The sequence below is a fragment of the Nonomuraea sp. B10E15 genome, assembly GCF_039871615.1.
In the GTDB taxonomy this organism is placed as follows: Bacteria; Actinomycetota; Actinomycetes; order Streptosporangiales; family Streptosporangiaceae; genus Nonomuraea.
Genome location: NZ_JBDPMB010000001.1, coordinates 308,756 through 335,224 on the forward strand (window position 1 = coordinate 308,756; position 26,469 = coordinate 335,224).

Here is a 26,469-nt window from a genome sequence, read left to right on the forward strand (position 1 = left end):
TCCGCTTTTTCGCGATGTGGAAAACGACTTCTGGATTATGGAATCGACGCTACCCTTATGGTCCTTTCCCGGTCAAAGACGGGGTTCCCCCGGGGGGTCGTCCGGGGCATCCCCGATGTGGGCGGGCGCCGTGCCGCGAAAGGATGCGAGGCATGAGAACGATGGCGATCGCGGGCGGGCTGCTGGCCTCCGCATTGGCGCTGACCGGGTGCGGGCTCGCGAAGATCGGAGGCCCGACCGAGCAGGACACGGCGTCGTACCAGGTGACGGAGAAGGTCACGAAGCTGCGGCTCGAGAGCGGCGCGGGCGACACCGTGATCACGGAGACCGGCGGCACCGCCGTCCGGGTCACCGAGACGCTCCGCTGGAGCGGCGACGACAAGCCCACCACCGAGCACAAGGTCGAGGGGGAGGGGCTGTTCGTCACCTACGACTGCCCGTCCGCCTTCGGCAACTGCAGCGTCGACTACAAGATCGAGGTCCCCAAAGGGCTGGCCGTCGATCTCGAGGCAGGCTCGGGCAACATCACGCTCAGGGACCTGACCGGGATGATCGACGTGAAGGTCGGCTCCGGCGACGTCGACGCGGCCGGGCTCGGCGGCAAGAAGGTGTACGCCGAGGCGGGGTCGGGGAACATCGAGCTCAAATACCGCAGCGCCCCGGATGACGCGCGGCTCAAAACCGGCTCGGGCGACACGAGGCTCATCGTGCCCGCGGGCAAGTACGCCGTGACGACCGATGTGGGATCCGGCGACGAGAACGTCAAGGTCGACAACGACGGCTCCTCGCCGCACAAGATCTCGGTGTCGGCGGGTTCGGGCAACGTCGATGTGGAACCGGGATAACCAGGTGATTGCGCCAGGGATGTCATGCCACCATCGTGGGAAGACACCGTGGTGTCCAGACGTTTCCTCATAGAGATGACACGAATGCACGAATACTCCACGCTCGACGCGTACGAAACCGGCGACATGGACCTCGAGGAGCGCCAGGCACTGCGCCGCGTGGCGGGCCTGTCCACCGAGCTGCAGGACGTCTCCGAGGTCGAATACCGGAAGTTGCGGCTCGAGCGGGTCGTCCTGGTCGGCGTCTGGACCTCCGGCACCGTCGAGGACGCGGAAAACTCGCTCCTGGAGCTCAAGCTGCTGGCCGAGACGGCCGGGTCCGAGGTGCTCGACGGCCTGATCCAGCGCCGCCAGAAGCCCGACCCGGCGACCTACATCGGCTCGGGCAAGGCTCTCGAACTGCGCGACGTGGTCGAGTCGACAGCCGCCGACACCGTGATCTGCGACGGCGAGCTGACCCCTGGCCAGCTCCGCCAGCTCGAGGAGACGGTCAAGGTCAAGGTGATCGACCGCACCGCGCTGATCCTCGACATCTTCGCCCAGCACGCCAAGAGCCGCGAGGGCAAGGCCCAGGTCGAGCTGGCGCAGCTCCAGTACCTCCTGCCCCGCCTGCGCGGCTGGGGTGGCAACCTGTCCCGCCAGGTCGGCGGTCGCGCCGCGGGCGGCGTCGGCATCGGCGGCCGCGGCCCGGGCGAGACCAAGATCGAGCTCGACCGCAGGCGCATCCGCGAGCGGATGGCCAAGCTGCGGCGCCAGATCGGGAGCATGTCCACCTCGCGTGACACCATGCGCTACCAGCGCCAGCGGCGCGAGGTCCCGGCCGTGGCGATCGCCGGCTACACCAACGCCGGCAAGTCCTCGCTGCTCAACCGCGTCACCGGCGCGGGCGTGCTGGTGGAGGACGCGTTGTTCGCGACCCTCGACCCGACCGTGCGCAGGGCGCGCACGCCCGAGGGCCGGCTGTTCACGATCGCCGACACCGTCGGCTTCGTCCGGCACCTTCCGCACCAGCTCGTCGAGGCGTTCCGTTCCACGCTGGAAGAGGTGGCCGACGCCGACCTGATCCTGCACGTCGTCGACGGCTCCCACCCCGACCCCGAGGGTCAGCTGGCGGCCGTGCGCGAGGTGCTCGCCGACATCGAGGGCGCCTCCGGCATCCGCGAGATCGTCGTGATCAACAAGGCCGACCTGGCCGACCGGGAAGTGGTCGACCGGATCCTGCGGCGCGAGCGCGACAGCATCGTGGTGTCGGCCCGCACGGGCAAGGGCATCCCCGAGCTCATGGCGCTCATCGACCAGGAGCTGCCGCGGCTCGACCACGAGGTCAACCTCCTGGTGCCGTACGACAGGGGCGACCTGATCTCGCGCGCTCACAAGGAGGGCGAGGTGCTCTCCGTCGAGCACGTCGAGGACGGCACGATCCTCCACGCCCGCGTGTTGCCGAGCCTGTCGCAGGAGCTCGAGCGGGTGGGCAAGCCGGTCGAGCGCGTCTCCTAGAGCCCTGGGGCGGCCGGCGTGCGCCGGTATATCGCGGAGCGGTTGGGCAGCTCTCGCCATAAAGCGCGCAGAGCTGCCCAAAAGCGGCAGTGGTCCCCGCACCCTGGGGTTGCTACCATTGGCCAGACCTAACGTTGGTCTGCATTTTTGGGTTCGGGTTCTGGGTTGCTGATGATGACCAGTGGTGTGGATGTCGTCAACGGGGGCCATGGGGACGAGGCAGGGCTGGGTGACGGATGGGATCAGTGGTCTTTCTTCCGAATAAGCCTGTACACCGGCCCAGCCTGTGAAATAACGTAACTGAACTGACATCGCCGGATCATGTCTCCGGCGATACGGTCACCGCACAGCATGACGCGGACTAGAGCAGGAGACCCCCCATGTCGTCCGGACCCGGAGCGGACTCAGTGGGCGCGGCGCAGGCCGTGCGCTGGGCGCTGGGGCCATGCCGGGAAACGGGCAGAAGCTCTCCCGGGGCGGTGATGCGGTGACCGTTCGGCTGCTGACCAACATCGGCCGTCTCTGGACCGGCAACGAAGTCCTGAGCAACGCCGCCATCCTCGTGCACAACGACCGCATCGCGTGGGTCGGGCGAGCGCCCGACCTGCCGCAGACGGTGCCCGGAGTCGTCGACGACATCGTCGACGTCGACCACGTCGAAAACCTGGGTGGCGCGCTCGTCACGCCCGGGCTCATCGACGCCCACACCCACCCGGTCTACGCCGGCAACCGCTACGCCGAGCTGGCCATCCGCACCGGCGGCTCCACGTCCGCGTCGATCACCGCGGCGGGCGGCGGCGTGGGCTCCACCGTCACCGTGACCCGCGGCACCGACCCATGGACGCTCTGCAACGGCGTGCGCGAGCGGCTGCGCGACTGGCTGCTCGGCGGCACCACCACCGTCGAGGCCAAGACCGGCTACCACCTCACCCGCGACGGCGAGCTGGCCGACGTGCGGCTCCTGCGCGAGCTGGAGAAGGAGCCGATGATGCCGCGGGTGCACGTCACCTTCCTCGCGGCGCACGTGGTCCCGCCTGAATACTTCGGCCGGCAGCGCGAATACGTCGAGGCCGTCGGCTCCTGGTGCGCGGACGCCGCCGCCGCGGGCGCCGACAGCGTCGACGTCTACTGCGACGAGGGCCACTTCACCACCGAGGAGTCCCGCTGGGTCCTCGCCTCCGGCCGCAACGTCGGCCTGCTGCCGCGCATCCACGCCGGCCAGTACAGCCGCCGCGGCGCCGTCCAGCTGGCCGCCGAGCTCGGCTGCGCCTCCGCCGACGGGCTGCACCACATGTCCGACGAGGACATCGCCATCATGTCCCGCTACGGCGTGCCCGCCGTCGTCTGCCCCGCCACCGCCCTGCAGCGCGGCCACCTCCCGCCGGTCCGCCAGATGATCAAGCACGGCGTGCAGATCGCGCTCGGCAGCGACCACAACCCCGGCTACTGCGGCATCACCTCGATGGCCCTCGTCATCGCCATGGCGGTGTCGGCGTTCGGCATGAGCGTCAACGACGCGCTCCGCGCGGCCACCCTCGGCGGCGCCACCGTCCTGGGCGCCCCCGACCGCGGCGTGCTCGCCCCGGGCCGGCTGGCCGACATCGTGCAGTGGGACGCCGACCACGAGGGCGCCTTCGCCTGGTCCTTCGGCCTCCAGCCGCGCCGGGTGTGGCGGGGTGGCACCCCTGTCCAGTAACTGACCCCGGCACATGCCGCCCACGGTCGCCGTCGTCACCGACTCCACCGCCTACCTGCCGCCTGTGCCGCTGGTCACGGTCGTACCCGTGCAGGTGATCGCCAAGGGAGTGGCTCATGACGAGGGCTCCTTCACGGGCGACCTCGCCTCCGCCACCACCTCCCGGCCCGCGCCCGCCACGTTCGCCTCCTGCTACGCCTCCCTGGCCGCCGCGGGCGCCACGGGCATCGTGTCGGTCCACCTCTCGGCCGCGATGTCCGGCACCGCCGATTCCGCCCTGGCGGCCGCCTCCGACGCCCCCGTACCGGTGGAGGTGGTCGACAGCCGCTCGATCGCGATGGGCCTCGGCTACCCGCTCCTCTCGGCGGCCCGCGCCGCCGCCGGCGGAGCCTCCCTGGCGGAAGTGGCCTCGGCCGCCCGCAGCCGCGTGGCGGTCACCCGCACGTTCTTCTACGTCGACACCCTCGACTACCTGCGCCGCAGCGGCCGCATCGGCGCAGCGGCCTCCCTCTTCGGCTCGGCCCTGATGATCAAGCCGCTGCTCCACATCGTGGACGGCCGGATCTCCCTCCTCGAGAAGGTCCGCACCTCGTCGCGCGCCATCGCCCGGCTCGAAGACCTGGCCGTGGAGGCGGCGGGTGAAGGGCCGGTGGAGGTGGCGGTGCAACATCTGCAGGCCCCGGAACGCGCCCGGGCGCTGGCCGAGCGGCTGTCCAAGCGGATGCCGTCACCGGCGGAGTCCCGGGTGATCGAGGTGGGAGCGGTGATCGGCGCCCACGTGGGGCCCGGCATGCTCGGCCTGACCGTCGCCGCTCTCCGGCACGCTGACCACTGACGTCGGCGGGACGGCGCACCGGTAGTGGTCCGTGCGGCTCACATCCGATGGTGAGGGAGGCCGTCGGCCACACTGAGTCCATGGACTACGTCGGCCGAGTGCCCGCCCCGCCGCTCGACCGGTTCATCGATGACATCCACTGCCTGACGGGGGTGCCGAGCCACCGCAGGATGAACGTCCCGCCGATGCCGTCGGCCCACCTGTTCGTCAACCTGGGCGGGCCCGTCCGCCTGCGTGATTCCGACCCTTCGGTGCCGCCCGCAGTGTTCACCGATAGGTGGTTCATGGGCTTATGGACCAGGCGTTTTCTGCTGGAGTACCCCACACGGGTGCGGCTCGTCGGAGTGCACTTCAAGCCTTGAGGGCTTTCGCCGTTCGTCGATGGGCCGGTGACCGAGCTGCGGAACCGATGGGTGCCGGTCGACGCCGTCTGGCAACGGGCTCTGGACAGGATGCGCTGCCGCCTCGGCGACCTCGCATCCACCACCCGGACGCTGCGGCTGGTGGAGGAGGAACTGCGATCACGACTCGCCGATGCGCCGTCGCGCGGTCTGCGCCTGGTCCACCGGCGCAGGCATGCGGTTGGAGACCGCCCATGGCGTGGTCCCGGTCAGCGCGCTGGCGGATGCCGCGGGAGTGAGCGGCAATCACCTCGCCACGCAGTTCAAGTCCCATGTCGGTGTCACCCCGAAGCGGGTGGCGCGAATCTATCGCTTCGCACGCCTGATCGTCTCCGTGGACGCCCTGCGTCCGGTTGACTGGTCGGAGCTCACCCAGGCGGCGGGCTATTTCGATCAGGCCCACTTCAGCAGGGAGTTCAAGGACTTCACCGGCCACACCCCGGCGCAATGCCTGACCCTGCGGCGCAGGTTCCCCGCCGAGCAGGGGTCCCCGCCGGACAGTGGTCCGATGCCCGCTGATGGATTTTTTACAAGCCCAGCCGCGCCCTGAGTCGGCAAGATCGGGGACGAATGCGCAAGGCGACTCGAGGGGGAGTCTGTGGGCACGGTCATCATGCACAACGTGGTATCGGTGGACGGCTTCATCGCCGACGAGAACGACGACGTCGGGCCACTCCACTCCACGACTGGTACTTCAGCGGGGACACCCTGATCACCGAGGGTGCGGACCAGCAGTACGACCATTCAGGAACGGGAAGCGCCTTCAAGGTCTCACAAGCATCGGCGGGATACGTCCGGGCGATGTGGGAGGCGATCGGCACGAGCGTGATGGGCCGCAACCTGTTCGACCTGACGAACGGATGGGAGGGGCATCCGCCCGCGGGCGACCACGTGGTCGTGGTGTCCCACCGGCCCAAACCCGAGGGCTGGCATCCCGAGGCGCCGTACCACTTCGTCGACGGCTGGAATCCCGGTCCTACGGGGCCGGGAGGATGCCAACTGAGGTTCCGAGTACGCCGCTAGCGCGGTGGCCGTCTGATCACGCGCGTGGCGGACCCGGATGGAGCGGGTCCGCCCAGCCGCCGCGAGGTCGGGCCCTCCGGGATCGCTCGTACAGGCTCGGCCGTGCACCCTCCGTCCACCGGCGCCGAGCTCGCGACCCCAGCGTTGTCCACAACCCATTCCCCGCCGCCGACGTCGTCCACAGAACGCGGCTCGGTCCCCTGGCACGGCCGCCCGCACCTCTACTTTCACCTGCGTGCGAACCCCCGATCCGACGGCCGAACGAGTCATCGCCGAGTCCCGGCTGCGCTCGATCGCCACCCCATCCCGCCGCACCCGCCGCCGGCCCGCGAGGGTGGCACGCAACCCCGCCGACGGTCGCAGGATGCCTTACGCCACCGGCTCCCACGGCTTCTCCCCTCAGGCACCGCGGTCCGTCGATGGAGACCATTCTCCTGGGAAGCCGCGTGACGGTGTCCGTGAGCCCGTTGAGAGGCTCCTTGACGAGCCACGGAACGACGACAGATTCCCCGAACCTCACGAGGCCGCCGGCGGATTCCTCAGGGCGTCCGGCGAGCCGCGGATCGTGGAGAGCGCCAGTGAGGCCCGTGAGGCGTCTGGAGCCTTCGACCTGGCTCCTGAGCCACCGTGGTCCTTCGCCTCTGCCTACGGCCCTCCACAGCCTCAGCTGTCACCCCGCTCACAAGCCGCCCGCCCCGCAGGGCCCGTACGATCCGGACAGCCCAAGTCTGGACAGCCCACACAGACCGAGCAGACCGCACGGCAGCGCGGGCCCGCCCCGGTTCCGCCGACATTCCAGGCGTTCCGGGCGGCCCTTGCGTCCCAGAGCCCTGCCCTCGATCCCGGCAGGCCCGGTCTGCGTGTCCTCGTGGCCGTGGGCGCCCTGGCCGTAGCCGTCGCGGCGTTCTTCGTCTGGCGATCCCAGCCCTCGCCGGCGCCGCTCCCACCACCCACCCCCGTGTCGTCGCCGACCCCGTCCACGACCCCCACCGCGCCCAAGGTGACGGTCCACGTGGCGGGCAAGATCCGTAAGCCTGGCGTCTACCTGCTCCCCTCGGGTGCCAGAGTCACGGACGCGGTGACGGCGGCCGGGGGAGTGTCACGAGGAGCGTCCCTCGACTCTCTCAACCTCGCCAGACGCCTGATCGACGGAGAGCAGATCGTCGTGGGCGCACCTCCCGGCACAATGGCCCAGGGCTCGCCGACCACGGGCCCTGCCGGGGGCGTCATCGACCTCAACACCGCCACACCGGACCAGCTCGAAGAGCTGCCGGGCGTGGGCGAGGTGCTGGCGGCACGCATCGCCGAGTTCCGCACCACCCACGGCGGTTTCACCTCCATCGACCAGCTCCGCGAGGTCAGCGGCATAGGGCCGCGCAAGTTCGACGAGATCAAGCCGAAGGTGCGCGTCTGACATGACCGACCACCCGCTGCCGCCCGTCACGGGCAAGAGCCACGCCTGGCCCCTGCTGCTCCCCGCGATCGCCGCCTGGGCCAGCGCGCTGATCCTGCTCGGCTGCTCCGCGCGCATCAGCACGGCCGTCGCCCTGGTCGCGGCCCTCGGCGCCGCCGCCGTGGCCTGGCACACCCGCTCACTCCCCGGACGACGGGACGGACGCTCCGCCGGCGGGCCGGCCGCGTGGCGCGGTGTCATCCTGGCCACCCTCGTCTGCGCGGCCGCGTCATCCGGCTCGGTCGCCTTCAGGGTTCACGCCGTGACCAGCGGTCCGGTGGCCGAACTCGCGGCCGCGAACGCCTTCGTCACCGCCCGGATCGTGCTGACGGACGACCCGAGACGCAGAACCAGCCAGAGCATCCCGTTCGGCCCGGACAGCTACGTGACCCCGGCAACCCTGACGATCATCCGCACGGCCGAGGGCCGGATGGCCGTCAACGTCCCCGTCACCGTCTTCTCCAGCGGGGCAGCCTGGGCCCCGCTCCTCCCCAGCCAGCATCTCGAGGTCACCGGCCGGCTCGCCATGCCGACCGCGGGCAACCTGGTGGCGGCCGTCCTCCTGGTACGCGGCCCGCCGCGGGTCCTGACGCCACCGTCGGAGCTCCAGACAGCGGCGGGCGCCCTCAGGTCGGGCCTGCGGTCCGCCGCCGACGTGCTCCCTCCCGACCAGCGCGGCCTCCTCCCCGGCCTGGTCGTCGGCGACGTCTCGCGGATGGACCCGCAGGTGACGGCCGACTTCAAAGAAGCGGGCCTGAGCCACCTCAACGCGGTGAGCGGGGCCAACCTGGCCATCGTCGCGGGTGCGATGCTGGCTCTCTCCCGTCTGTTCGGCTTCCCGCTGCCCGTACGCGCCGTCCTGGCCGCGCTCTCCATGCTCGCGTTCGCCGTGGTGGCCCGCCCGTCCCCGAGCGTCCTGCGTGCTCTCCTCATGGGCCTGGCCGCCGCGGTCGCGCTGGGCACCGGCAGGGCACGAGACGGTTTCGCGGCCCTGTCGGCAACGGTCCTCCTGCTGGTGCTCTTCGTCCCCGAACTCGCCAGGTCTTACGGCTTCGCCCTCTCGGTGGCCGCCACCGCCGGAATTCTCCTCCTCGCCCCTCGCTGGCGCGACAGACTGTCGGCGGCCCAGCAGGACGAGGGAGACGCACCGCCGCAGGGCCCGGTCGCGGAGCCGCGACCGCACAGCGCGGCCTCGCCGAGCGGTGGCCCGGGGAGCGATCGCCGCGACCCGGCGGGGCGGGACCGGGGTGACGGGCCGGTTCCCGACGCGGGCAACGGCTCAGGAGCATCTGGCAGGCGGAGGGCTGAGCCCCGCTCGCGGGTGCGGTTGCCGCGCTGGCTCGCCGAGGCCATCGCCGTGCCGGCGGCGGCGCAGGTGGCGGTGACACCGGTTCTGGTGTTGATGTCAGGACAGCTCACTCCCGTCGCTCTCGTCGCCAACCTCCTCGTGGCTCCGGCGGTGGCTCCCGCGACCCTGCTGGGTTTCGGGGCTGCCCTGGTGGCCCCCGTATGGCTTGACGGGGCACGGTTCCTGGTGGTCCCGGCCGGTTACGCGGTCGGCTGGATCATCACGGTCGCCCTATGGTCGGTGGGCCTGCCGTACGCCACCGTGCCGTGGCCGGGCGGCCTTCCCGGGCTGGCGTTGCTCGCGCTCGCGGCGGCGGCCGGGACACTGATCCTGCGGCGTCGCGCCTGGCGGGCGATCGTGCTGACGGCGGCCGGTGCCGCTCTGGTGGCGGTGCTGGTGATCCGGCCGATCGCGACGCCCTGGCCGCCGAAGGGCTGGCTCATGGTGATGTGCGACGTGGGCCAGGGCGACGGGATCGTCGTCGCGGCAGGGCCGGGACGAGGGGTCGTGGTGGACACCGGGCCCGACCCGGTCGCGATGGACCGGTGCCTGCGCGGCCTCGGCGTCGACGACGTTCCGCTGCTCGTCCTCACCCATCCGCATGCCGACCACGTGGGCGGCCTGCCCGGAGTGCTCCGTGACCGGCGTGTCGGCGCGGTGGTCGTCAGCCCGCAGCGGGCCATGGCGCGTGCCTCCGCACGCGTCTCGGGCACGCTGGAGAGGCGCCGGATACCGGAATGGACGGTTGCGCCGGGGACTCGCTGGACGTTCGGCCCCTCAGAGGTGACCGTGCTCGCTCCCGAGCCGGCCTCCGGAGAGGTGGCCGGCCACGGCGAGGGCAGCGCGATCAACAACTCCAGCGTGGTGCTCCACGTACGCTGGCGATCGGGCTCCGTGCTGCTCGGCGGCGACCTGGAGACCGAGGCCCAGGAAGAGGTCTTGCGCCGCTCCGCGGTCCGGGCCGACATCCTGAAGATCCCGCACCACGGATCCAACAGGCAGTCACCCGCCTTCCTGGAGGCCGTGGGCGCTCGAGCGGCGCTGATCAGCGTCGGGAAGGACAACGACTACGGCCATCCGGCGCCGTCCACGCTCGCCCTGCTGCGCACGCTCGGCGCGGCCGTCTACCGGACCGACCACTCAGGGGATCTCGCCGTGGTGGAGAGGGAAGGTGGCATGGCCGTGCTCTCGCGCGGCCCGGCACCCTGATGGCGCACGCAGCCGGGCCGGGAGCGTCCCGTTTCTGGTTCGGACACGCCTTCGGTAAGTGGGCGGTGTCATGCGCTGCTTCGGGTCGGGCTTCCTGCGGGTGGCGCGTGGTCTCTCCCGGCGAGAGCGAGCCCCGGCAGAGGCGCCCGGCGTCATGTGCCGCACGGGTCGAGCTTGTGCGGATGGGGCTTCGTTCTGCCGGGTGAGGCCGCCCTTTCGCAGGCCGGGTACGACGTTGGGACCGTGGCCTCCCCGGCGTCGCTGCGGCGAATACCTGGTTGTCCCTGGCGTCTGGCATGCTTCCCCCATGGCGGGAACCGATCCAGCGCTTGTGACCCTGGTTGTCGGCGATGAGGAGTTGCTGGCCGAGAGGGCGGTGACCGGGCTCGTCGCGGCGGCACGGGCCGCCGATAGCGAGTCCGAGGTGCATGACCTCCTGGGCGGCAAGGTGTCGGTCGGCGAGCTCACGCAGCTGACCTCCCCGTCGTTGTTCGGCGGCCGGTCTGTCATCGTGATCCGGTCGGCGCAGGATCTGCCGAAAGACGTCATCGCCGAGGTCGTGGCCTATGCCAAGCAGCCCTCCGACGACACCGTGATGGTGCTGGCGCATCCGGGAGGGGTCAAAGGCAAGGCGTTGGTCGACGGGGTGAAGAAGGCCAAGGCCCAAGTGATCACCGTCAACAAGGTGACCAAGACGGGGGAGCGGCTGGAGTTCATCAAGGGGGAGTTCAAGCGTGCGGGGCGGAGCATCTCCGGCGACGCCGCCACCGCGCTGCTCGACGCCGTGGGAAATGATCTGCGGGAGCTGGCAGCCGCCTGCAGCCAGCTGGTGTTCGACACCGAGGGCAAGACGATCAACGCGTCCGCCGTGGCGCGCTACCACAAGGGCCGGGCCGAGGTCACCGGCTTCAACGTCGCCGACTCCGCGATCGAAGGGCGGCTGGCCGAGGCGCTGGAACAACTGCGGTGGGCGCTCGGCACCGGCGTCGCCCCCGTGCTGCTGGTCAGCGCGTTGGCGGGTGGGCTGCGGTCGCTGGCCAAGGTCGCCGGCGCGCCGCGCAGCCTGCGGGGTGGTCAGCTGGCGAGCCATGTCGGCATGCCCCCGTGGAAGGCCGACCGGGTGAAGCGGCAGCTGAACGGGTGGGGGCCCGACGGATTGTCGAAGGCCATCCAGGCGGTGGCCGATGCGGACGAACAGGTCAAGGGCGGCGGCGCCGACCCGGCCTACGCGCTCGAACACACGGTGCAGGTGATCGTGGCCAGCCGCACGGGCCGGTGATCGTCACCGGCGTTGCCGGTATGTGGCCGGGGCGGCGGCGCGGGCGGGACGGTGATCGTGGCCAGCCGCACGCCGGTGATCGTCACCGGCGTTCAGGTGAGGGCCTCCTCGCGGACCACGCCGTCGCTGATCTCCAGCACCCGGTCCGCCAGCGTCATGAGGCTCGGGTCGTGGGTGGCGACCAGGGCGGTGACCCCTTCGCTCCGAACGAGTGCCCGCAGCAGCTCCATGATCTGCCGTCCCGTCTGCGAGTCGAGCTGCCCGGTCGGCTCGTCGGCCACCAGCAGGCGCGGCCGGTTGGCCAGCGAGCGGGCGATCGCCACCCGCTGCCGCTGCCCTCCGGACAGTTCGTACGGCCGCTGGTTGACGTGCTGTTCCAGCCCGACGAGCGCCAGCAACATCCGGATCCGCTCCTCGCGTTCCTTCACCGGCATGCGCACCAGCCGCATCGGCACCCCGACGTTCTCGGCCGCCGACAGCACGGGGATCAGTCCGAACGACTGGAAGACGAATCCCACCACGTCCCTGCGCAGGGCGAGCAGTTCGTCGTCGGACATGGCGGTGACCTCGTGCCCGTCCACGACCACCCGTCCGGCGTCCGGTTTGTCCAGGCCGCCGATCTGGTTGAGCAGCGTCGTCTTGCCCGACCCCGACCGCCCGCGGATCGCGACGAGCTCTCCGGGGAACACCGAGAACGACACGTCCCGCAGCGCCTCGACCTCCTTGGGCCCGCTCCGGTAGACCTTGCGCACCCCTTCCACCACGACCAAGGGCGACTCACTCACCTGACGGCTCCTCTCGCGCGGGCCACACGCCGATGTGGTCGGATTCGAGCTCGAGACGTACGCGGCGTTCCATCTCGAGGGCGTTCATGAAGTCGCGCGGGAGTTGCAGGCGCCCCACCCGGTCGAGTACGGCGTATTCCTCGGCGATGATCTGCCCTTCGGCGTCCTCGCGCCGCAGCGTCTCGCTGCTGGTGCGGCCGTCGCGGATGCCCACCGTCCGGTCGACCTGCTCGGACACGAGCGGGTCGTGGGTGACGACCACGACGGTCACGCCCAGCTCCCTGTTGGCCTTGCGCAGCGCGTCGAACACCAGCTCCGACGTCTCGCTGTCCAGCTCGCCCGTCGGTTCGTCGGCGAGGATGAGCTGGGGGGAGTTGGCGAGGGCGACGGCGATGGCCACCCGCTGCTGCTCGCCGCCCGACATTTCGGGAGTTTTGCGGTTGGCGCAGTAGCCGACACCGAGCAGTTCCAGCAGCTCGCCCGCCCGCTCCCGCCGCTGCCCGCTGCCGCCGGCCAGCTTCATCGGCAGCTCGACGTTCTCCTTGGCGGTGAGGTACGGGAGCAGGTTGCGGGCCGTCTGCTGCCAGATGAAGCCGACCACGGAACGCCGGTAGCGCAGCCGGGCGCGGGCGTTCATCGACAGCAGATCCATGCCCGCCACCCTGGCCACCCCGGCCGTCGGGACGTCGAGCCCGGACAGCACGTTGAGCAGCGTCGACTTGCCCGAGCCCGACGCGCCCACGATGGCCACCAGCTCGCCCTTGTCGATCACCAGGTCCAGGCCCTGCAGCGCGACGACCTCGACGCCTTCGGTCTTGTAGATGCGCACGAGATTGTCGCACACGATGTGCGCGTCGCCGCCGAACGCGGCCTTCTGCCGCGTGGCCTTCGCTTCCAGCTCGGACAGGGTCGGGTTCACGTGAGGTCTCCCACTCGAAGGACGGCGCCGAGTCTGCGGCGGCGGCTGACGGCGGTGTGGGCGTAGGCTCCGAGCACGGCGACGGCGGCCAGCCCGGCCGCCAGCGCGCTCGGCAGGAACGGGTCGAGAGCGTAGTCGCCGACGGGCAGGTCGCCGGCGTAGGAGGACAGGTCGACGCCGGGCCCGAGCGCGGCGGGCAGGCCGAGGCCCAGGCCGAGCCCGACCAGCGCGGTGACGATGATCATGGGCAGGATCTCCAGCACGGTCAGCCGCTGCGCCTGACGCTCCGACAGGCCGAGGGTGCGCAGGAACGACACCGCCCTGGCCCGGTCGGCCGCCCCGACCACCAGCGCCAGCACGACGGCGACCAGCGCGTACGCGGCCAGCGCGACCGTCACGACGACCATGGTCCAGCGTACGGTGCTCGTCAGCGGGTCGTCCTGGATGGCCCGCAGCGTGCCCTTCTGGGACACCACGGTTGCCGACGGGACCAGCTGTTCCAGATCGTCGACGGAGGCGTCCCCCTTGATCAGCAGGGTGTTCACCGCCGGCCGGGTCAGCACGTCGATGGGCACGACGAGGAACTTGCCCTTGGTGAAGAAGCCGGGCACCGACTCGATCACGCCGCGCGTGGCGAGCTTCACCCGCGACTGCCAGCCGATCTCGAACGTGCCCCGCCCCTGCAACTCGGGGGAGACGAGCGCGCCGCTGGGCAGGGCGGGCAGGTCGAAGGGGGCATCGCCCATGAGCCGCCGCCACTGCGCCACGTCCACGGCGATGGCCTCGGCCCGCTCCGCGCCGTAGCCGACCTGCACGCGGGCGGTCTGCGCGGGCACCACCTGTTCCACGCCTGCCGCGCCGCGTACCCGCTCGATGGCCGCGGCCGGGATCTCGATGTTCGACGTCATCTTGATCGGCGCGCCTGCCTGCTGCCATGACGCCCGGGTCTGCGTGCCGGCGATCCCGTCGGAAACCACCGCGGCGAACACCGACACGCCCAGCGCGGGCAGCATGATCAGCACGGGCAGCACGCTGGCGGAGCGCGCCCTGGCCGCCCGGGTCAGCCCGAGGAACGGCACGGCCGCCCGGCCGCGCGCGGTCAGCCGTACGAGCAGGCGCAGCGGGTACGGGTAGCAGCGCAGGGTGATCAGCGCGGCCGCCAGCGTCAGCGCGATCGGCACCAGCAGCAGGAACGGGTCCTGCCCCGCGGAGTCGTCCAGCCCGCGCGCCCGCAGCAGGTAGGCCCCGGCCAGCGCCAGCACGACGACCAGCACCTCCAGCGTGATCCGCCTGGCCGAGGGCCGGGCGGTGGCGACGTCGTCGCGGCGTTCGTGGAGCGGCGTGCGGTAGGTCAAGGCGAGCCGCGTGGCGGCGTAGCCGACGGTCACGACGATGACGAGGACCGGCCCGGCGTGCACGATCGGCAGCACGGGGCCGGGCACGAGGTACGACAGCGCGTACCCGGCCAGCGCCGCGGGCGCCACGGCCAGCCCGGTCAGTGCCGCGCCCGTGCCCGCGACCTGGCGCAGCGACCCGCCGCGGGCGCGGGCCAGCGTGAGCGTGGGCTCCATCCGGTCGGCCAGCAGTTGCGCGCCCAGCACGAGGACGCCGAGCGCGACGGCGAGGAGGCCGCCGAGCACGAGGTACATCACGGTCTCGGCGGTGGCCAGCCCGGCGCGGAAGTCACCGAGCAGCTTGGGCAGCCCGGTGATCAGGCGGTAGGGGCTGACGGTGCCGGTCGCCTGGATGCCGATCAGGCGGTCGAAGTCGGAGATCGCGGTGGTGAGAGCGGGGACGTCCAGCGCGTTCGCCGTCGTGGCGGCGATGGGCAGGACCCAGTGGTAGGCCAGGTGGCGTCCTTCGCCGCTGAGCGCGGTCAGCCCGTCGTCGGACATCAGCGAGGTGATGTGCTTCTCGAAGTCGAGGGAGCCCGGCGGCTGGATCTTCGTGACGCGCAGGATGTCGAGGTTGTGGTCCCAGTAGCGGTCACCGGGGTTCCTGGCCTCGAAGGCGCCGACGATCTTCACGGCGACGTAGTCGTTCTCGCCGAGCGTTCTCGTGTCGCCCACCCGCAGGTCCATCTCCCGCAGGGCCTCCGTCACGACCCCGACCTCGAACACCGGGATCGTCTCGCCGTCGTACCGCGTGGTGCCGGGTTTGCCGGGGGGCCGTCCCTGGACCCAGGTCACGCGCTGACCGGCGTCGGACAGCCAGCCGAGGTTGATGTATTTGGTGCCGCTGGTCCCGGTGATCGGTGTGAGGGTGGTCTTGGCGCTCATGTGGCTGGAGCCGGTGCCCTCGGGCGTGATCAGCGGGCGCAGCCCTGGAGGCAGGAGGTCGCGCCATTCGCGGTCGCGCGCGGTGAACTGGTCGCGGTGGTGGAGATCGTCCTCATTCGAGTCCGACGTCACGGCCACGGTGAGGTCGGCCTGCTGGGCGGCGGCGGTGCTCAGCGAGCGCCGCAGCGCCTGGTCGAAGGAGGCCTGCATCCCCCTGGGCAGGCCCGCGATCAGCAGGCAGGCGCTGATCGTCAGCACGGAGAGCACGGCGACCGTGCCCAGGTGCACCCGCGCGAGCAGCGGGATCCTCACTGTTCCTCCCGGAGGACGAGCCCTTGCCTGCGCAGATTGCGTGCCAGGCCGGCCACGATGGCGAGCAGCACCGCCGCTACCAGCAGCAACATCGCGAGGGTGGCGGCCCATGGGATGTCGAGCAGCACTCCGGGCGTGACGGCCGAGGCCTGCCCGGTCAGCACGATGTGCGGCACGACCAGCGTGCCGACGACCACGGCCAGCCCGGTGCCCGCCGCCAGGGACAGGCCGATGACGAACGCCTGCTCGACCGCCAGCATCCCGAACACCTGCCGGGAGCTCACCCCGAGCGCCCGCAGGATCCCGAACTCGGCCATCCGCTCGCGCGCCGCGACCGCCGCGTTCACGAGGAAGCCGAGCGCCGCGAACACCAGCGCCGCGAGGAACCCGAGCATCAGTGCCCCCTGCAGGCCGCTGGCCAGCGGGTCGTCCTGGAGCTGGGCGGTCAGCGCGCGCTGGTCGAGCGGGGTGACGTCCCACTCCGGCCGGCTCTTGAGCACCCCCACCGCGGCCGAGGTGTCGTCGGCCGCGAGCCACCACTCGGTCGCGGGCCTGGGCAGCTGCGCCGCGGCCAGGTCACTCGTCTGCAGCGTCTCCCAGTCGGCGAGCACCGCGGGCTGGCCGGCGGTGGTCGTCGGCATCGTCTGTACGACGGCCACCACCTTGATCTCCAGGACCCTGCGGTCGATGCTGGCCCGCCCGACCTGACCGACGGCCATCTTGAGCGAGGCGGCCAGGTCGGACGTGAGCACGACGGGCAGCGGCGCCTCCCGGCGGGTCCCGAAGGTGGCCACGGCCGGACGGGCGTCGTCCTCCTCCATCGAGATCTGGGGCGTCGCGAGCTCGCGGCCGTCGACGCTCAGGCCGGTCAGCGTCAGGTTCGCGGTGCTCTCGTGCGCGCCGGCGACGAGACCGCGCAGAGCGACCGGGTACGTGATCTTCCCGCTCTGCCCCGCCAGGGCCTTGAGGCTCACCTCCACGCGGTTGTCCCCGGGCTTCAGCACGCCGAGCGGCACGTCGCGCCAGACGCCGAGCCCGTCGGACAGCACCAGCCGCAGCGGCAGGTCGGCTTCCACCTTCGCGCGGAGGGTGAGCGTCGTCGGCCGCCCGGGAAGCTCCAGCCGGTCGGCGTGCGTCCCCTCCAGCTCGCGTGACATGTCGGTGACCGGCTTCGCGGACAGGTCGGGCCGCAGCTGGAACACCTCGCCGAGCTTGCTCGCCTCGAGTCCGATCAGCACCGCGCTCTCGCCGCCCACCTCGGTCTGCCCGCGGAAGCCGGGGGAGGCCGCCGTCACGCCCGGCAGCGCGGTGAACGCCGTCCCGCGCCCCAGCGACCCCAGTTCCGGCCCGTCGGCGGGACCCGACAGGCGCAGGTCAGCCCCCGCCTGGTGGCGTGCCTGGTCGAGCTGTGAGGTGCGCCAGGTGGACGCGGTGGCCAGGGAGACGATGCCGATCGCGATCGCCATCGTCAGCAGCAGCGCCGGGCCCGCGTACCTGAGCGGCCGCCTGGCCACCTGCCAGGCGCCGAGCGCGGGGGCGAGTGTGGGCCGCCGGGAGGTCAGCCGCTCGGCCAGCTTCGAGATGCGCGGCACCAGCCGCAACCCCAGCATGCCGCCCGTGAGCAGGGCCAGCGCGGGCCCTGAGATGATCAGCGGGTCGATGCCGAGCCCGCCGCCCGCCGTCGCGGTCACGGGCGCGCCGTAGTGCTGGAGCTGCCAGATCGCCAGCCCGGCCACGACCAGCAGCGCCACGTCGGCGCCCGCACGTTCGATCAGGCCGCGCCCGCCGCTGCGGCCGCGCGCCGACTGCTCCTCCACGTACGTGCGCCGCGCGCCCGCCAGCGCCGGCAACAGGAGCAGCACCGCCGAGGCCAGGGCCACGCCGAACGACACGAGGAACGTGCCCAGATCGGCCGTGGGAGACAGCCGCACGCCCGAGGACCTGATCCACGGCAGCGTGTTGACCAGGGCGAGCAGCGGCGGGCCGAGGAACGGCGCGGCGATCGCGCACGGCACCGCCACCAGCAGCGCCTCGCCCCCGGCCAGGCTCGCCAGCCGCGTCGTGCCCGCGCCGCGCGAGCGCAGCAGCGCCACCTCCATGCGCCGGTGGTCGGCGAGCAGCCGCGCGGTGAGCATCAGCGCGTACGCGGCCAGCAACAGCAGCTGCAGCACCGGGATCAGCATGGTGGAGCGGGCCACCAGGGACGCGGTGTCGAGCTGGGTGAGCATCTCGGGCAGGTGCCCGGTGACCGTGCAGCGGTCGCAGCCGTCCGCCTTCAGCCGCTCGCCCACCTGGCCGAGCGCGGCGGCCATCGGGCGCAGTTGCTCGGGCGTCAGCGCGCTCAGGTCGGGGACGGCGGTCCAGGTGGCGTTGACGTTGCTGGCGAAGCGGGCGATGAACGTCTCGCGCGCCACCATCATCGGCCCGTACGTGGTGAAGTCGCCGCGGTCCACGCCCCTGGCCAGCAACTGCTCTCCGGCCCAGCGCGCGCCGGAGGGGTCGTTGAGCTGGAAGACGCCGACGACGCGGACCTCGACCGGGCGCGGGTCGAGGCGGCCTCGCGTGGTGAACTCGTCGCCCGTCTCGAAGCCGGTGGCCGAGGAGGCCGACAACGAGATCGCGGCCTGCACGTGGTCGCCGCCGTCGCGCGGCCAGGCGCCGGAGATGAGCCTGGCGTGCCGGTCGATCGCGTCGTGGCTGCCGAACCTGAGCAGCTCGGGCCGCTCCTCGCCCTCCTGGCCGGGCATCACGTAGGAGTCGGAGCGGAAGCTGGTGGTGATGGCCGGGGGCCTGGTGTAGGCCCGGTCGAGCTGGGCGCGTACGGACCGGTCGAAGGCGGGGAACGTTTCCGCGGTCACGGGCGCGCTGATGGTGGCGGCCGTCTGCTCGAACGACGCCGTCTCCATCGTCCTGCGGACGCCTGCCTCGGCGATGGAGGAGGCGTACATGGTCAGCGCGACCAGCGTGGTGGTGGCCAGCAGGATAGACCCGAACGCGGCCAGAAGGAGCAGCGGCTCGCTGAACGCCCGTTTGACGACCAACGGCCCCCGCATGTGCCCCCCTTTGCCTGTTTAGCTGCACTGTCGGGCACCCGCGGGAGGGAGAGCAAGGTGATCTTCGCAACGGTGACGGAGCCGATACGAGGCGGCGACGCCCGTGTGATATCGAAACTGTGACAAAAGTCTGCCGAAACGGCAAACGCCGCATCCCTTAGGGGATGCGGCGTTTCTGGTGCTGCGTCAGCTGGCGGACAGTGCCGCGGCCTGCCTGGCGATCGCGGACTTGCGGTTGGCGGCCTGGTTTTTGTGGATGACGCCCTTGCTGACGGCCTTGTCGAGCTGGCGGGCGGCGGCCCGCTGCAGCGCGACGGCCTGCTGGACGTCGCCCTGCTCGGCGGCCTCGCGGAACCTGCGGACGGCCGTCTTCAGCGACGACTTGACCGCCTTGTTGCGCAGGCGAGCCTTCTCGTTCTGCTTGTTGCGCTTGATCTGGGACTTGATGTTCGCCACGAAGAAGCCTCGGTGAAAGTCAGTGATGGATGGGGCGCGCGGGCTCGATGAGAGGGCGCGCCACACGCAGTTGAACAGATTACCAATAACCCAGGCGGCTGCTCAAATCAACGGCCTGGGAAAATGGGTCCGTCCATCAGTGTACGGGAGCTAGGCCATCCAGCGCGTCATGTACTCACGCCAGTCGTCCTCCGTGGCGGCGAAGTCGACGTAGAGTGCCAGCCCGAAGCGCTCGCGGCGGCCGTGCTCCGACAGGGCCAGCTTGGCGCCCTCGGCGGCCATCTCGACGCTCTCGGCGTTGTCGGCCCAGGCCAGGCCGTGGTCATGGTAGGCGGGCGCGCCGACGAACAGCGACTTGTCGCCGGGCACCAGGTCGAGGGCCAGCTCCGACTGCCTGACGACGTGGCCGCCGTAGAGCGCCTGCAGTGGGGTGCCCGAGTCGTACGTCATGATCGCGACCTGGTCGACCCGGTTCACGACCTGGGTGAAGTAGCCCGACGACCAGTATTTGTCGTGGCCCAGGACGGCCCTCGCCGTCAGGCGCATGCCGGGGTAGGGCTCGATCTGCGGGCTGGCGGTGGACAGCAGTCGTGTGTGCCGCCTGGTCTCGTCGAGGAGCCGCAGGAATTCGGTGTCGCCGTCGCCGATGGGTTCGAAGTTGTAGTGGATGCCGTCGTAACCCTCCTTCATGATGGCGGCGACGCCGGCCAGCACGTTCTGGCGGGCCCTGGGGTCGTCGAGGTCGAGGGCGTCGTTGACGGACTGGCCGAGCCAGGCGGAGATGCGGACGGTCGGGAGATGCTCGCGCATCCACGTCAGGAAATTTCGAGCGTTGGGGTATTTGGCTGGATCTAATCGGCCATCCATCTCGAAAGGTCCCGAGTGGACGTACACGTCCTTGATCCCCGTGGCGCGCAGCCGTACGGCCAGCCGCTCGACGTCGCGCTCGGTGCGGCGCCCGTCGACCCACGCATGGCCCAGCCACAGGGCGTCATGGCCCGTGCTCTTCGCCCATGCGGCCGGGTCACCGGTAAACTGGATGCGGAGCGTGGCGGCGATCAGGCCGACCAGCGCCAGCACGATGGCCGCGGCAAGCGCGAGCAGGCGCAGGCCGCGGCGGATGACGGTCCGGGCATTCATCCGGGCATGTCACCATGAAAGACTGCTTGACTCAACCCTGTCGAAACGGACTTCGGTGCGCACTCAGCCTGGCCAGACCGACCCCGCGTTGATCCGCAACTTCTGCATCATCGCGCATATCGACCACGGCAAGTCGACCCTTGCCGACCGGATGCTGCAGATCACCGGGGTGGTCGACGAACGCTCCATGCGCGCTCAATATCTCGACAGGATGGACATCGAGCGCGAGCGCGGCATCACGATCAAGTCGCAGGCCGTGCGGCTCCCGTGGGACGGCCACGTGCTCAACATGATCGACACGCCGGGGCACGTCGACTTCACCTACGAGGTGTCGCGGTCGCTGCAGGCGTGCGAGGGCGCGATCCTGCTGGTCGACGCGGCCCAGGGGATCGAGGCGCAGACGCTGGCCAACCTCTATCTGGCCATGAACGCCGACCTGCACATCATCCCGGTCCTCAACAAGATCGACCTGCCCGCGGCCCAGCCGGAGAAGTTCGCCGAGGAGCTGGCGGGGCTGATCGGCTGCGACCCCTCCGACGTCCTCAAGGTGTCGGGCAAGACGGGCGAGGGCGTGCGCGAGCTGCTTGACCACGTGGTCGCGACCGTGCCGGCGCCGGTCGGCGACGCCGACGCGGCCGCCCGCGCGCTGATCTTCGACTCGGTCTACGACACCTACCGCGGCGTCGTCACCTACGTCCGGGTCGTGGACGGCCACCTGGGCAAGCGCGAGCGCATCCTCATGATGTCCACCATGGCCACCCACGAGACGCTGGAGATCGGCGTCATCTCGCCCGAGCCCAAGGTGGCCGAGCTCGGGCTGGGCGTCGGCGAGGTGGGCTATCTGATCACGGGCGTGAAGGACGTGCGCCAGTCACGGGTCGGCGACACGGTGACGGCCGCGGCCAAGCCCGCTCCCGAGATGCTGGCCGGCTACGAGCACCCCAAGCCGATGGTGTTCTCCGGGCTCTATCCGATCGACGGCGACCAGTATCCCGAGCTGCGCGAGGCGCTCGACAAGCTGCAGCTCAACGACGCCGCGCTGGTCTACGAGCCGGAGACGTCGGCCGCGCTCGGCTTCGGCTTCCGCGTCGGGTTCCTCGGGCTGCTGCACATGGAGATCGTCCGCGAGCGCCTGGAGCGCGAGTTCGGGCTGTCGCTGATCTCCACGGCGCCCAACGTCGTCTACCGCGTGATCATGGAGGACGGCAAGGAGCTCACCGTCACCAACCCGTCGGAGTTCCCCACCGGAGGCAAGATCGCGCAGGTCTTCGAGCCGGTCACCAAGTCCACGCTCCTGGCGCCGGCCGAGTTCATCGGCGCCATCATGGAGATCTGCCAGGGGCGGCGCGGCCAGCTGCTCGGCATGGACTACCTGTCGGAAGACCGGGTCGAGATCCGCTACACGCTCCCGCTGGGCGAGATCATCTTCGACTTCTTCGACCAGCTGAAGTCGCGCACCCGCGGCTACGCCTCGCTCGACTACGAGCCCGCAGGCGAGCAGGAGTCCGAGCTGGTCAAGGTCGACATCCTGCTGCAGGGCGAGCCGGTCGACGCCTTCAGCGCGATCGTTCACAAGGAGAAGGCCTACGCCTACGGCGTCGACATGGCGAAGAAGCTGCGCGAGCTGATCCCGAGGCAGCAGTTCGAGGTGCCGATCCAGGCGGCCATCGGAGCCAGGGTCATCGCCCGCGAGAACATCCGCGCCATCCGCAAGGACGTCCTGGCCAAGTGCTACGGCGGCGACATCTCCCGTAAGCGCAAGCTGCTTGAGAAGCAGAAGGAAGGCAAGAAGCGGATGAAGATGGTCGGCCGCGTCGAGGTGCCGCAGGAGGCCTTCGTCGCCGCGCTGTCCACCGACTCCTCCAGCGCCGACAAGGCCAAGAAGTAGGCCTCCGCGGCCCTACAACCCGAGCACGGCCGGCGTCCGCGCCAGCGCGCGCCAGCGGGCCTTCGGGTCGTCGAGCAGGCGGCGGGCCCGGAGATCCATGAGCCCGCCGACGCCGGTCATCTCCGCCGCCAGCTCACCGTCGGGCTTCCTGAACTCCTGCCTGACCCGGAACGTCTTCCCCTCGCCCCACTCGAACGCGCACGTCACCTCGACCTCGTCGCCGGCGCGCAGCTCGCGGTGGTAGCGGATGGTGTTCTCCAGGGTCACGGGGCCGATGCCGTCGTCCCACAGGTCGTCGACCGAGATGCCGGCCTCGCGCAGGCACTCCCAGCGGGCGTGGTCACCGTACTGGAAATAGACCGCGTTGTTGACGTGGCCCTGCCCGTCGAGCTCGTAGCCGCGCACGGCGATGCGCACCGAGAAGGTCATGATCGTTCCTCCAGCCAGGCGTGTGATCGGGCGGTGAGATAGCGCAGGCCGTCGTCGCCGATCTCCACCCAGTCGCCGCGCGCCCATCCGCCCGTCGTCTGCGGGGCGAATCCGTGCCGCTGGAACAGTGCCGACGCCTCCTTCTGGGTGAGCCCGCGCCGCCCCCACTCCCCGATGACCCGCGCCGTGCGCTCGTCCTCGCTCGACTCGGGCTCGCCCAGTGCGGCGGCCAGCTCTTCCAGCCCGCGGGCGATGAGCCGCAACGAGGATTGGAGCTTCGGTACGTCCATCACATCGCCCATCGATCGGTATCAAACGCTATGCGATTCTACATACTACCCTGTAAGGGTGGAAGTGGTACGGACGGCACGCTTGGTCCTCTCCCGTGTCACAGCCGACGATCTCGACGCCGTCCATGAGATCCACTCGGATCCGCGGACGAGCGTCTACCACCCCGACGGTCCCGTTACCGACGTGGAGTCCAGCCGGGCCATGCTGGACCTGTGGCTGGCCGACTGGGAGGAGCGAGGGCTCGGCTACTGGGCGGTGCGCCGCGCGGGCGAGTCGCATGTGCTCGGCTTCGGCGGCCTGCGTCGCGCGGTCGTGGACCGGGAAGAGGTGCTCAACCTGTACTACCGCTTCCGGCCGTCGGCATGGGGACAGGGATACGCGCTGGAACTGGCCAAGGCGGCGCTGCGGGTGGGGGAGGGCTTGGGCGGCCCCGTCGTGGCGGTGATCCGCGAGGTCAACGAGCCGTCGCGGAAGGTGGCCGAGAAGGCGGGCATGCGCAAGGACCGTACGATCCCGTACGGGGGCGTGCCGAGCGACGTGTACGTCGCCTGAGCAGCGAAGGGGTCACCCTGCCCTGCGCGTGCCGGCGCGCAGCACGTAGCCCGCCAGGACCAGCACGCTCACCACGCCCTGGGCCGCGAGGAGAGCGCCCAGGCCGTGCGCCGGAACCAGCGGCGCCGACAGGGCGGGCAGGCATCCCAGCACGGCCAGGTCCGCACCCGTGACCGCCCAGATCAGCGGCCCGGTCGGGATCGAGCCGGCCGGCGTGTCGATCACCGGCATGGAATGATCGACAGGGCTGCGCCTGGCCATCCGCAGCGCCCCTGCCGCAAGGGCGGGAGCCATCAGCGGCCCGAGCAGCCACCATGCCCCAGACCACGCCCCGCCGGCCCCGGTCTCCGCCCCGGGGAAGCCGCCGGCGATCAGAGCCGGCCCGGCCAGGGCCAGGGTCGTCCAGGCGGCGCTCAGCAGCGTGGGAAGCACGGCGCGGGCCGCCAGCGCCGGGCGCCGGCCCACGCCGATCAGCCGGGCCATGACCGGGTTGTCGCTGTCTCTGCGCGCCCCGGTCACGCCGGTGCAGGCCACGGCCAGCGCCCCCGCCGGCACGGCAGCCCAGAGCGCCACGCTCGTGACGCCCGCCTGGGCCAGCACGGCGGGCAGCGCGGCCGCCGCCGTCATGGTCGCCAGCCGCCGGGGCCTGCGGGCCAGGCGGAGCCAGTCCTGCCAGGCCAGAGCGAGCGGCGCGGGCCACGACGGCCAGCGGCGCGAGCCGAGCTTTCTGGCCCGCCAGTGGTTGTCCTCGGCGATCCAGGTCAGCGCGCCGGGGTCGAGGGTCACGGTCGCGTTGGCCACATGGCCCGCGCGGGTGGAGGCGCTGACCAGGGTGCGGGCAGGGATCCGGCCGAGCGCCGCCCATGCCCGCCCTGCCAGCAGCCCGGAGAGCACGGCGCCGCCCGCGACGGCGGCCGCGACCGCCGTCAGCGGCGCGCCCGCGGCGATCGCCAGCGCCGAACGCAGCTGGCCGCTCATGGCCACCACGGCCAGCACGACCAGCGCGGCGATCGCGGCGGTCAGCCAGACCTGCCACGAGAGGGAGGCCTGACCCAGCACCGCCAGCGCCGTCCCGCCCACGGCCGCCGAGACGCCGAGCGCCAGCGCGGCGAGCAGCCGCCACACGAGCTGGTCGGGCGCGCCCAGCACGGCCAGCGCGCAGAGACCCAGCAGGAGACCGGCCACGACCGCCACCGCGGTGAGCGCCCGCGCCGTGCGGCCGAGCAGATGCCGCCGGTCCAGCGGGGAGAGCAGCAGCCAGTTCGCGTCGGGGGCGGGCAGCAGCACCGGCCCCACCGCCATCGCGGCGGTCAGGAAACCGGCCATGGCCAGCGCCACCAGGGCCACGCCCGCCCCCATGCGACCGGGCTCGGCGGATCCGGCCAGACCGCCGACCATGGTGGAGATGGGCTGACCGGCCACGGCGACCAGCATCGCCAGCCCGAACACGGTGACATAGCGATCGGCCAGGCTCGCGGGGGCGCGGCCGCGCGAGCGCAGGTAGGCGCGTACCGACCGCACGCCGGTCTCGGATCCGGACGTCCGGGGCGAGTGCGGGCCCGTCATGCGGTGACTCCCGAGGGGGAGACCTGGCGGGCGTGCGAGGCCAGGCCTTCGTCATGCGTGGCCATGACGACGGTGCCGCCCTCGGACGCGTAGTCGTCGAGCAGCCCGGCCAGTCGCAAGCGGAAGGCGGAGTCGAGCCCGCGTTCCGGCTCGTCGAGCAGGAGCAGCGTGCTCGGCCTGAGTAGAGCGGCGGCCAGGCAGAGGCGCTGGCGCTGGCCGGTGGACAGGTTGAGTGGAACCGCGTCGGCCCGCTCCGCCAGGGCGAACACGTCGAGCGCCGCGTCCACGGCCATGCGGGGCGTGGCGTGCACCGCGCCCATCAGCTCCAGATGCTCGCGAGCGGTGAGCCCGGGATACCAGGCCGGCTCGTCGCCCAGCAGCGCGACCCGGGCCCAGAAACGGGCGTCGTCGGCCGGCGGCTCCCCGAACACCCGGACCTCGCCGGACGTGGCGGGCTGGAGGCCGGCCAGGCAGCGGAGCAGCGTCGACTTGCCGCACCCGTTGGGGCCGACCACCGCCACGATCTCGCCCGGCGCCACGGTCAGCCGCATGTCCTGCAGCACGGGATTGGCGCCCAGCTCCACCGCGAGGCCAGCCACTTCGATGATCGGCTCGTACACCGTTCGAGCGTACCCACTCGTGCGGGCCGCGCGGCGCGCGGACCGCCGCCGTGTGGAGATCGTCATCCCGTACGGCGCCGTCCCGCAAACGGCGTCCCGGACGCGCGATGCCGTGCGGGCGCGGAGAGTCGAGCACCGTCCTGGAGGGCGGCGATCGCCGTGTGCGTAAGGGATTCTGTCGGTGCCGCCCTCTACCTTTCACTACCGAACACCTGTGCGATAGGAGGGTGACGTGATCGCTTCTGAGCGGTTCGAGCGTGCTGCGGTGCTGGGGGTCGCTGTGGCTGAGGAGACCCGGAGGTTGTTGCGGCACCATCTGGGCTCGCCAGGGGAGGCGGGTGATGACGGCACGGTGCTCGTCGATGTGCCCTATCCCGACGCGGCCGTGCTGACGGCGGTGCTCGACGTGGCGGCCGAGTGCTTCGGTGAGCGGGGCGACTCGGTCGAGGAGTCCAGGCAGGCGGCGCTGGAGACGTTGTTACAGCTGGCGGGGTTCGACGCGGAGTCGCAGCTCGATCCGGGAGCGCCGGAAGGTGGCCGCTAGCCGGGTCTGCGCCCGCCCCTCATCCGTCCCGCTGCCGGCGGGGTGGCCG

Annotated in this window: 23 protein-coding genes; 13 read left to right on the forward strand and 10 right to left on the reverse strand. The window is 71.4% G+C overall.

Annotation, left to right across the window (positions count from 1 at the left end):
• Positions 1 to 152: 152 nt before the first annotated feature.
• The 10 genes from ABGB14_RS01470 to holA all read left to right on the forward strand — a co-directional run bounded on the left by ABGB14_RS01470 (position 153) and on the right by holA (position 11,586).
• Positions 153 to 845, forward strand: coding sequence for a DUF4097 family beta strand repeat-containing protein (locus tag ABGB14_RS01470; RefSeq protein ID WP_347641662.1), 693 nt, complete (start codon positions 153 to 155; stop codon positions 843 to 845).
• An 84-nt stretch (positions 846 to 929) separates the two neighbouring features.
• Positions 930 to 2,342, forward strand: a complete 1,413-nt coding sequence (hflX, locus tag ABGB14_RS01475; RefSeq protein WP_347643109.1) for a GTPase HflX — start codon at positions 930 to 932, stop codon at positions 2,340 to 2,342.
• Between the two features lie 487 nt (positions 2,343 to 2,829).
• On the forward strand, positions 2,830 to 4,038 hold the full coding sequence (gene hutI, locus ABGB14_RS01480) for an imidazolonepropionase (protein WP_347641663.1): 1,209 nt from the start codon (positions 2,830 to 2,832) through the stop codon (positions 4,036 to 4,038).
• A 13-nt stretch (positions 4,039 to 4,051) separates the two neighbouring features.
• The gene (locus tag ABGB14_RS01485; RefSeq protein ID WP_347641664.1) at positions 4,052 to 4,873 is read left to right on the forward strand and encodes a DegV family protein; all 822 of its coding nucleotides are present in this window, start codon (positions 4,052 to 4,054) and stop codon (positions 4,871 to 4,873) included.
• An 80-nt stretch (positions 4,874 to 4,953) separates the two neighbouring features.
• Positions 4,954 to 5,235, forward strand: coding sequence for a DUF6597 domain-containing transcriptional factor (locus ABGB14_RS01490; protein WP_347641665.1), 282 nt, complete (start codon positions 4,954 to 4,956; stop codon positions 5,233 to 5,235).
• A gap of 214 nt (positions 5,236 to 5,449) precedes the next feature.
• On the forward strand, positions 5,450 to 5,824 hold the full coding sequence (locus tag ABGB14_RS01495; RefSeq protein WP_347641666.1) for a helix-turn-helix domain-containing protein: 375 nt from the start codon (positions 5,450 to 5,452) through the stop codon (positions 5,822 to 5,824).
• Positions 5,825 to 6,075: 251 nt separating this feature from the next.
• Entirely contained in the window at positions 6,076 to 6,297 is a 222-nt protein-coding gene (locus tag ABGB14_RS01500; RefSeq protein ID WP_347641667.1) for a hypothetical protein, read from the forward strand.
• An 868-nt stretch (positions 6,298 to 7,165) separates the two neighbouring features.
• Positions 7,166 to 7,711: a ComEA family DNA-binding protein gene (locus tag ABGB14_RS01505; RefSeq protein ID WP_347641668.1), complete on the forward strand. Its 546-nt coding sequence runs from the start codon at positions 7,166 to 7,168 to the stop codon at positions 7,709 to 7,711.
• 1 nt (position 7,712) lies between these two features.
• Positions 7,713 to 10,307: a ComEC/Rec2 family competence protein gene (locus tag ABGB14_RS01510; protein ID WP_347641669.1), complete on the forward strand. Its 2,595-nt coding sequence runs from the start codon at positions 7,713 to 7,715 to the stop codon at positions 10,305 to 10,307.
• 307 nt (positions 10,308 to 10,614) lie between these two features.
• Positions 10,615 to 11,586: a DNA polymerase III subunit delta gene (holA, locus tag ABGB14_RS01515; RefSeq protein ID WP_347641670.1), complete on the forward strand. Its 972-nt coding sequence runs from the start codon at positions 10,615 to 10,617 to the stop codon at positions 11,584 to 11,586.
• A gap of 92 nt (positions 11,587 to 11,678) precedes the next feature.
• Here holA and ABGB14_RS01520 read toward each other — a convergent pair whose 3' ends face one another.
• The 6 genes from ABGB14_RS01520 to ABGB14_RS01545 all read right to left on the reverse strand — a co-directional run bounded on the left by ABGB14_RS01520 (position 11,679) and on the right by ABGB14_RS01545 (position 20,530).
• Complete coding sequence (locus tag ABGB14_RS01520; RefSeq protein WP_165974647.1) at positions 11,679 to 12,371, reverse strand: ABC transporter ATP-binding protein; 693 nt, start codon at positions 12,369 to 12,371, stop codon at positions 11,679 to 11,681.
• Entirely contained in the window at positions 12,364 to 13,290 is a 927-nt protein-coding gene (locus tag ABGB14_RS01525; protein WP_347641671.1) for an ABC transporter ATP-binding protein, read from the reverse strand. Before ABGB14_RS01525 ends, ABGB14_RS01520 begins: the two co-directional genes overlap by 8 nt.
• Positions 13,287 to 15,881 carry an FtsX-like permease family protein gene (locus ABGB14_RS01530; protein ID WP_347641672.1) on the reverse strand — a complete coding sequence of 865 codons (2,595 nt, stop codon included), beginning with the start codon at positions 15,879 to 15,881 and terminating at the stop codon, positions 13,287 to 13,289. Before ABGB14_RS01530 ends, ABGB14_RS01525 begins: the two co-directional genes overlap by 4 nt.
• Positions 15,878 to 18,934, reverse strand: coding sequence for an ABC transporter permease (locus tag ABGB14_RS01535; protein ID WP_347641673.1), 3,057 nt, complete (start codon positions 18,932 to 18,934; stop codon positions 15,878 to 15,880). The genes ABGB14_RS01530 and ABGB14_RS01535 overlap by 4 nt, the downstream gene beginning before the upstream one ends.
• Before the next feature lie 186 nt (positions 18,935 to 19,120).
• On the reverse strand, positions 19,121 to 19,390 hold the full coding sequence (gene rpsT, locus ABGB14_RS01540; RefSeq protein WP_347641674.1) for a 30S ribosomal protein S20: 270 nt from the start codon (positions 19,388 to 19,390) through the stop codon (positions 19,121 to 19,123).
• A 150-nt stretch (positions 19,391 to 19,540) separates the two neighbouring features.
• Complete coding sequence (locus tag ABGB14_RS01545) at positions 19,541 to 20,530, reverse strand: hypothetical protein (protein ID WP_347641675.1); 990 nt, start codon at positions 20,528 to 20,530, stop codon at positions 19,541 to 19,543.
• Between the two features lie 55 nt (positions 20,531 to 20,585).
• On the opposite strand from ABGB14_RS01545, the gene lepA reads away from it, so the two are divergent.
• Positions 20,586 to 22,418 (forward strand): translation elongation factor 4, encoded by a 1,833-nt coding sequence (gene lepA / locus ABGB14_RS01550; RefSeq protein WP_347641676.1) that lies wholly within the window; start codon positions 20,586 to 20,588, stop codon positions 22,416 to 22,418.
• A 12-nt stretch (positions 22,419 to 22,430) separates the two neighbouring features.
• On the opposite strand, the gene ABGB14_RS01555 is transcribed toward lepA, so the two are convergent.
• Positions 22,431 to 22,847, reverse strand: a complete 417-nt coding sequence (locus ABGB14_RS01555) for an acyl-CoA thioesterase (RefSeq protein WP_347641677.1) — start codon at positions 22,845 to 22,847, stop codon at positions 22,431 to 22,433.
• Positions 22,844 to 23,149 (reverse strand): hypothetical protein, encoded by a 306-nt coding sequence (locus ABGB14_RS01560; protein ID WP_347641678.1) that lies wholly within the window; start codon positions 23,147 to 23,149, stop codon positions 22,844 to 22,846. The genes ABGB14_RS01555 and ABGB14_RS01560 overlap by 4 nt, the downstream gene beginning before the upstream one ends.
• Before the next feature lie 46 nt (positions 23,150 to 23,195).
• Between ABGB14_RS01560 and ABGB14_RS01565 the strand changes: the two genes are divergently transcribed.
• Positions 23,196 to 23,690, forward strand: a complete 495-nt coding sequence (locus ABGB14_RS01565) for a GNAT family N-acetyltransferase (RefSeq protein ID WP_347641679.1) — start codon at positions 23,196 to 23,198, stop codon at positions 23,688 to 23,690.
• A 12-nt stretch (positions 23,691 to 23,702) separates the two neighbouring features.
• On the opposite strand, the gene ABGB14_RS01570 is transcribed toward ABGB14_RS01565, so the two are convergent.
• Both ABGB14_RS01570 and ccmA read right to left on the reverse strand, forming a co-directional pair.
• The gene (locus ABGB14_RS01570; RefSeq protein ID WP_347641680.1) at positions 23,703 to 25,256 is read right to left on the reverse strand and encodes a DUF6297 family protein; all 1,554 of its coding nucleotides are present in this window, start codon (positions 25,254 to 25,256) and stop codon (positions 23,703 to 23,705) included.
• Complete coding sequence (ccmA, locus tag ABGB14_RS01575; RefSeq protein ID WP_347641681.1) at positions 25,253 to 25,876, reverse strand: heme ABC exporter ATP-binding protein CcmA; 624 nt, start codon at positions 25,874 to 25,876, stop codon at positions 25,253 to 25,255. Before ccmA ends, ABGB14_RS01570 begins: the two co-directional genes overlap by 4 nt.
• Positions 25,877 to 26,108: 232 nt before the next feature.
• On the opposite strand from ccmA, the gene ABGB14_RS01580 reads away from it, so the two are divergent.
• Positions 26,109 to 26,420: a hypothetical protein gene (locus ABGB14_RS01580; RefSeq protein ID WP_347641682.1), complete on the forward strand. Its 312-nt coding sequence runs from the start codon at positions 26,109 to 26,111 to the stop codon at positions 26,418 to 26,420.
• Positions 26,421 to 26,469 lie beyond the last annotated feature (49 nt).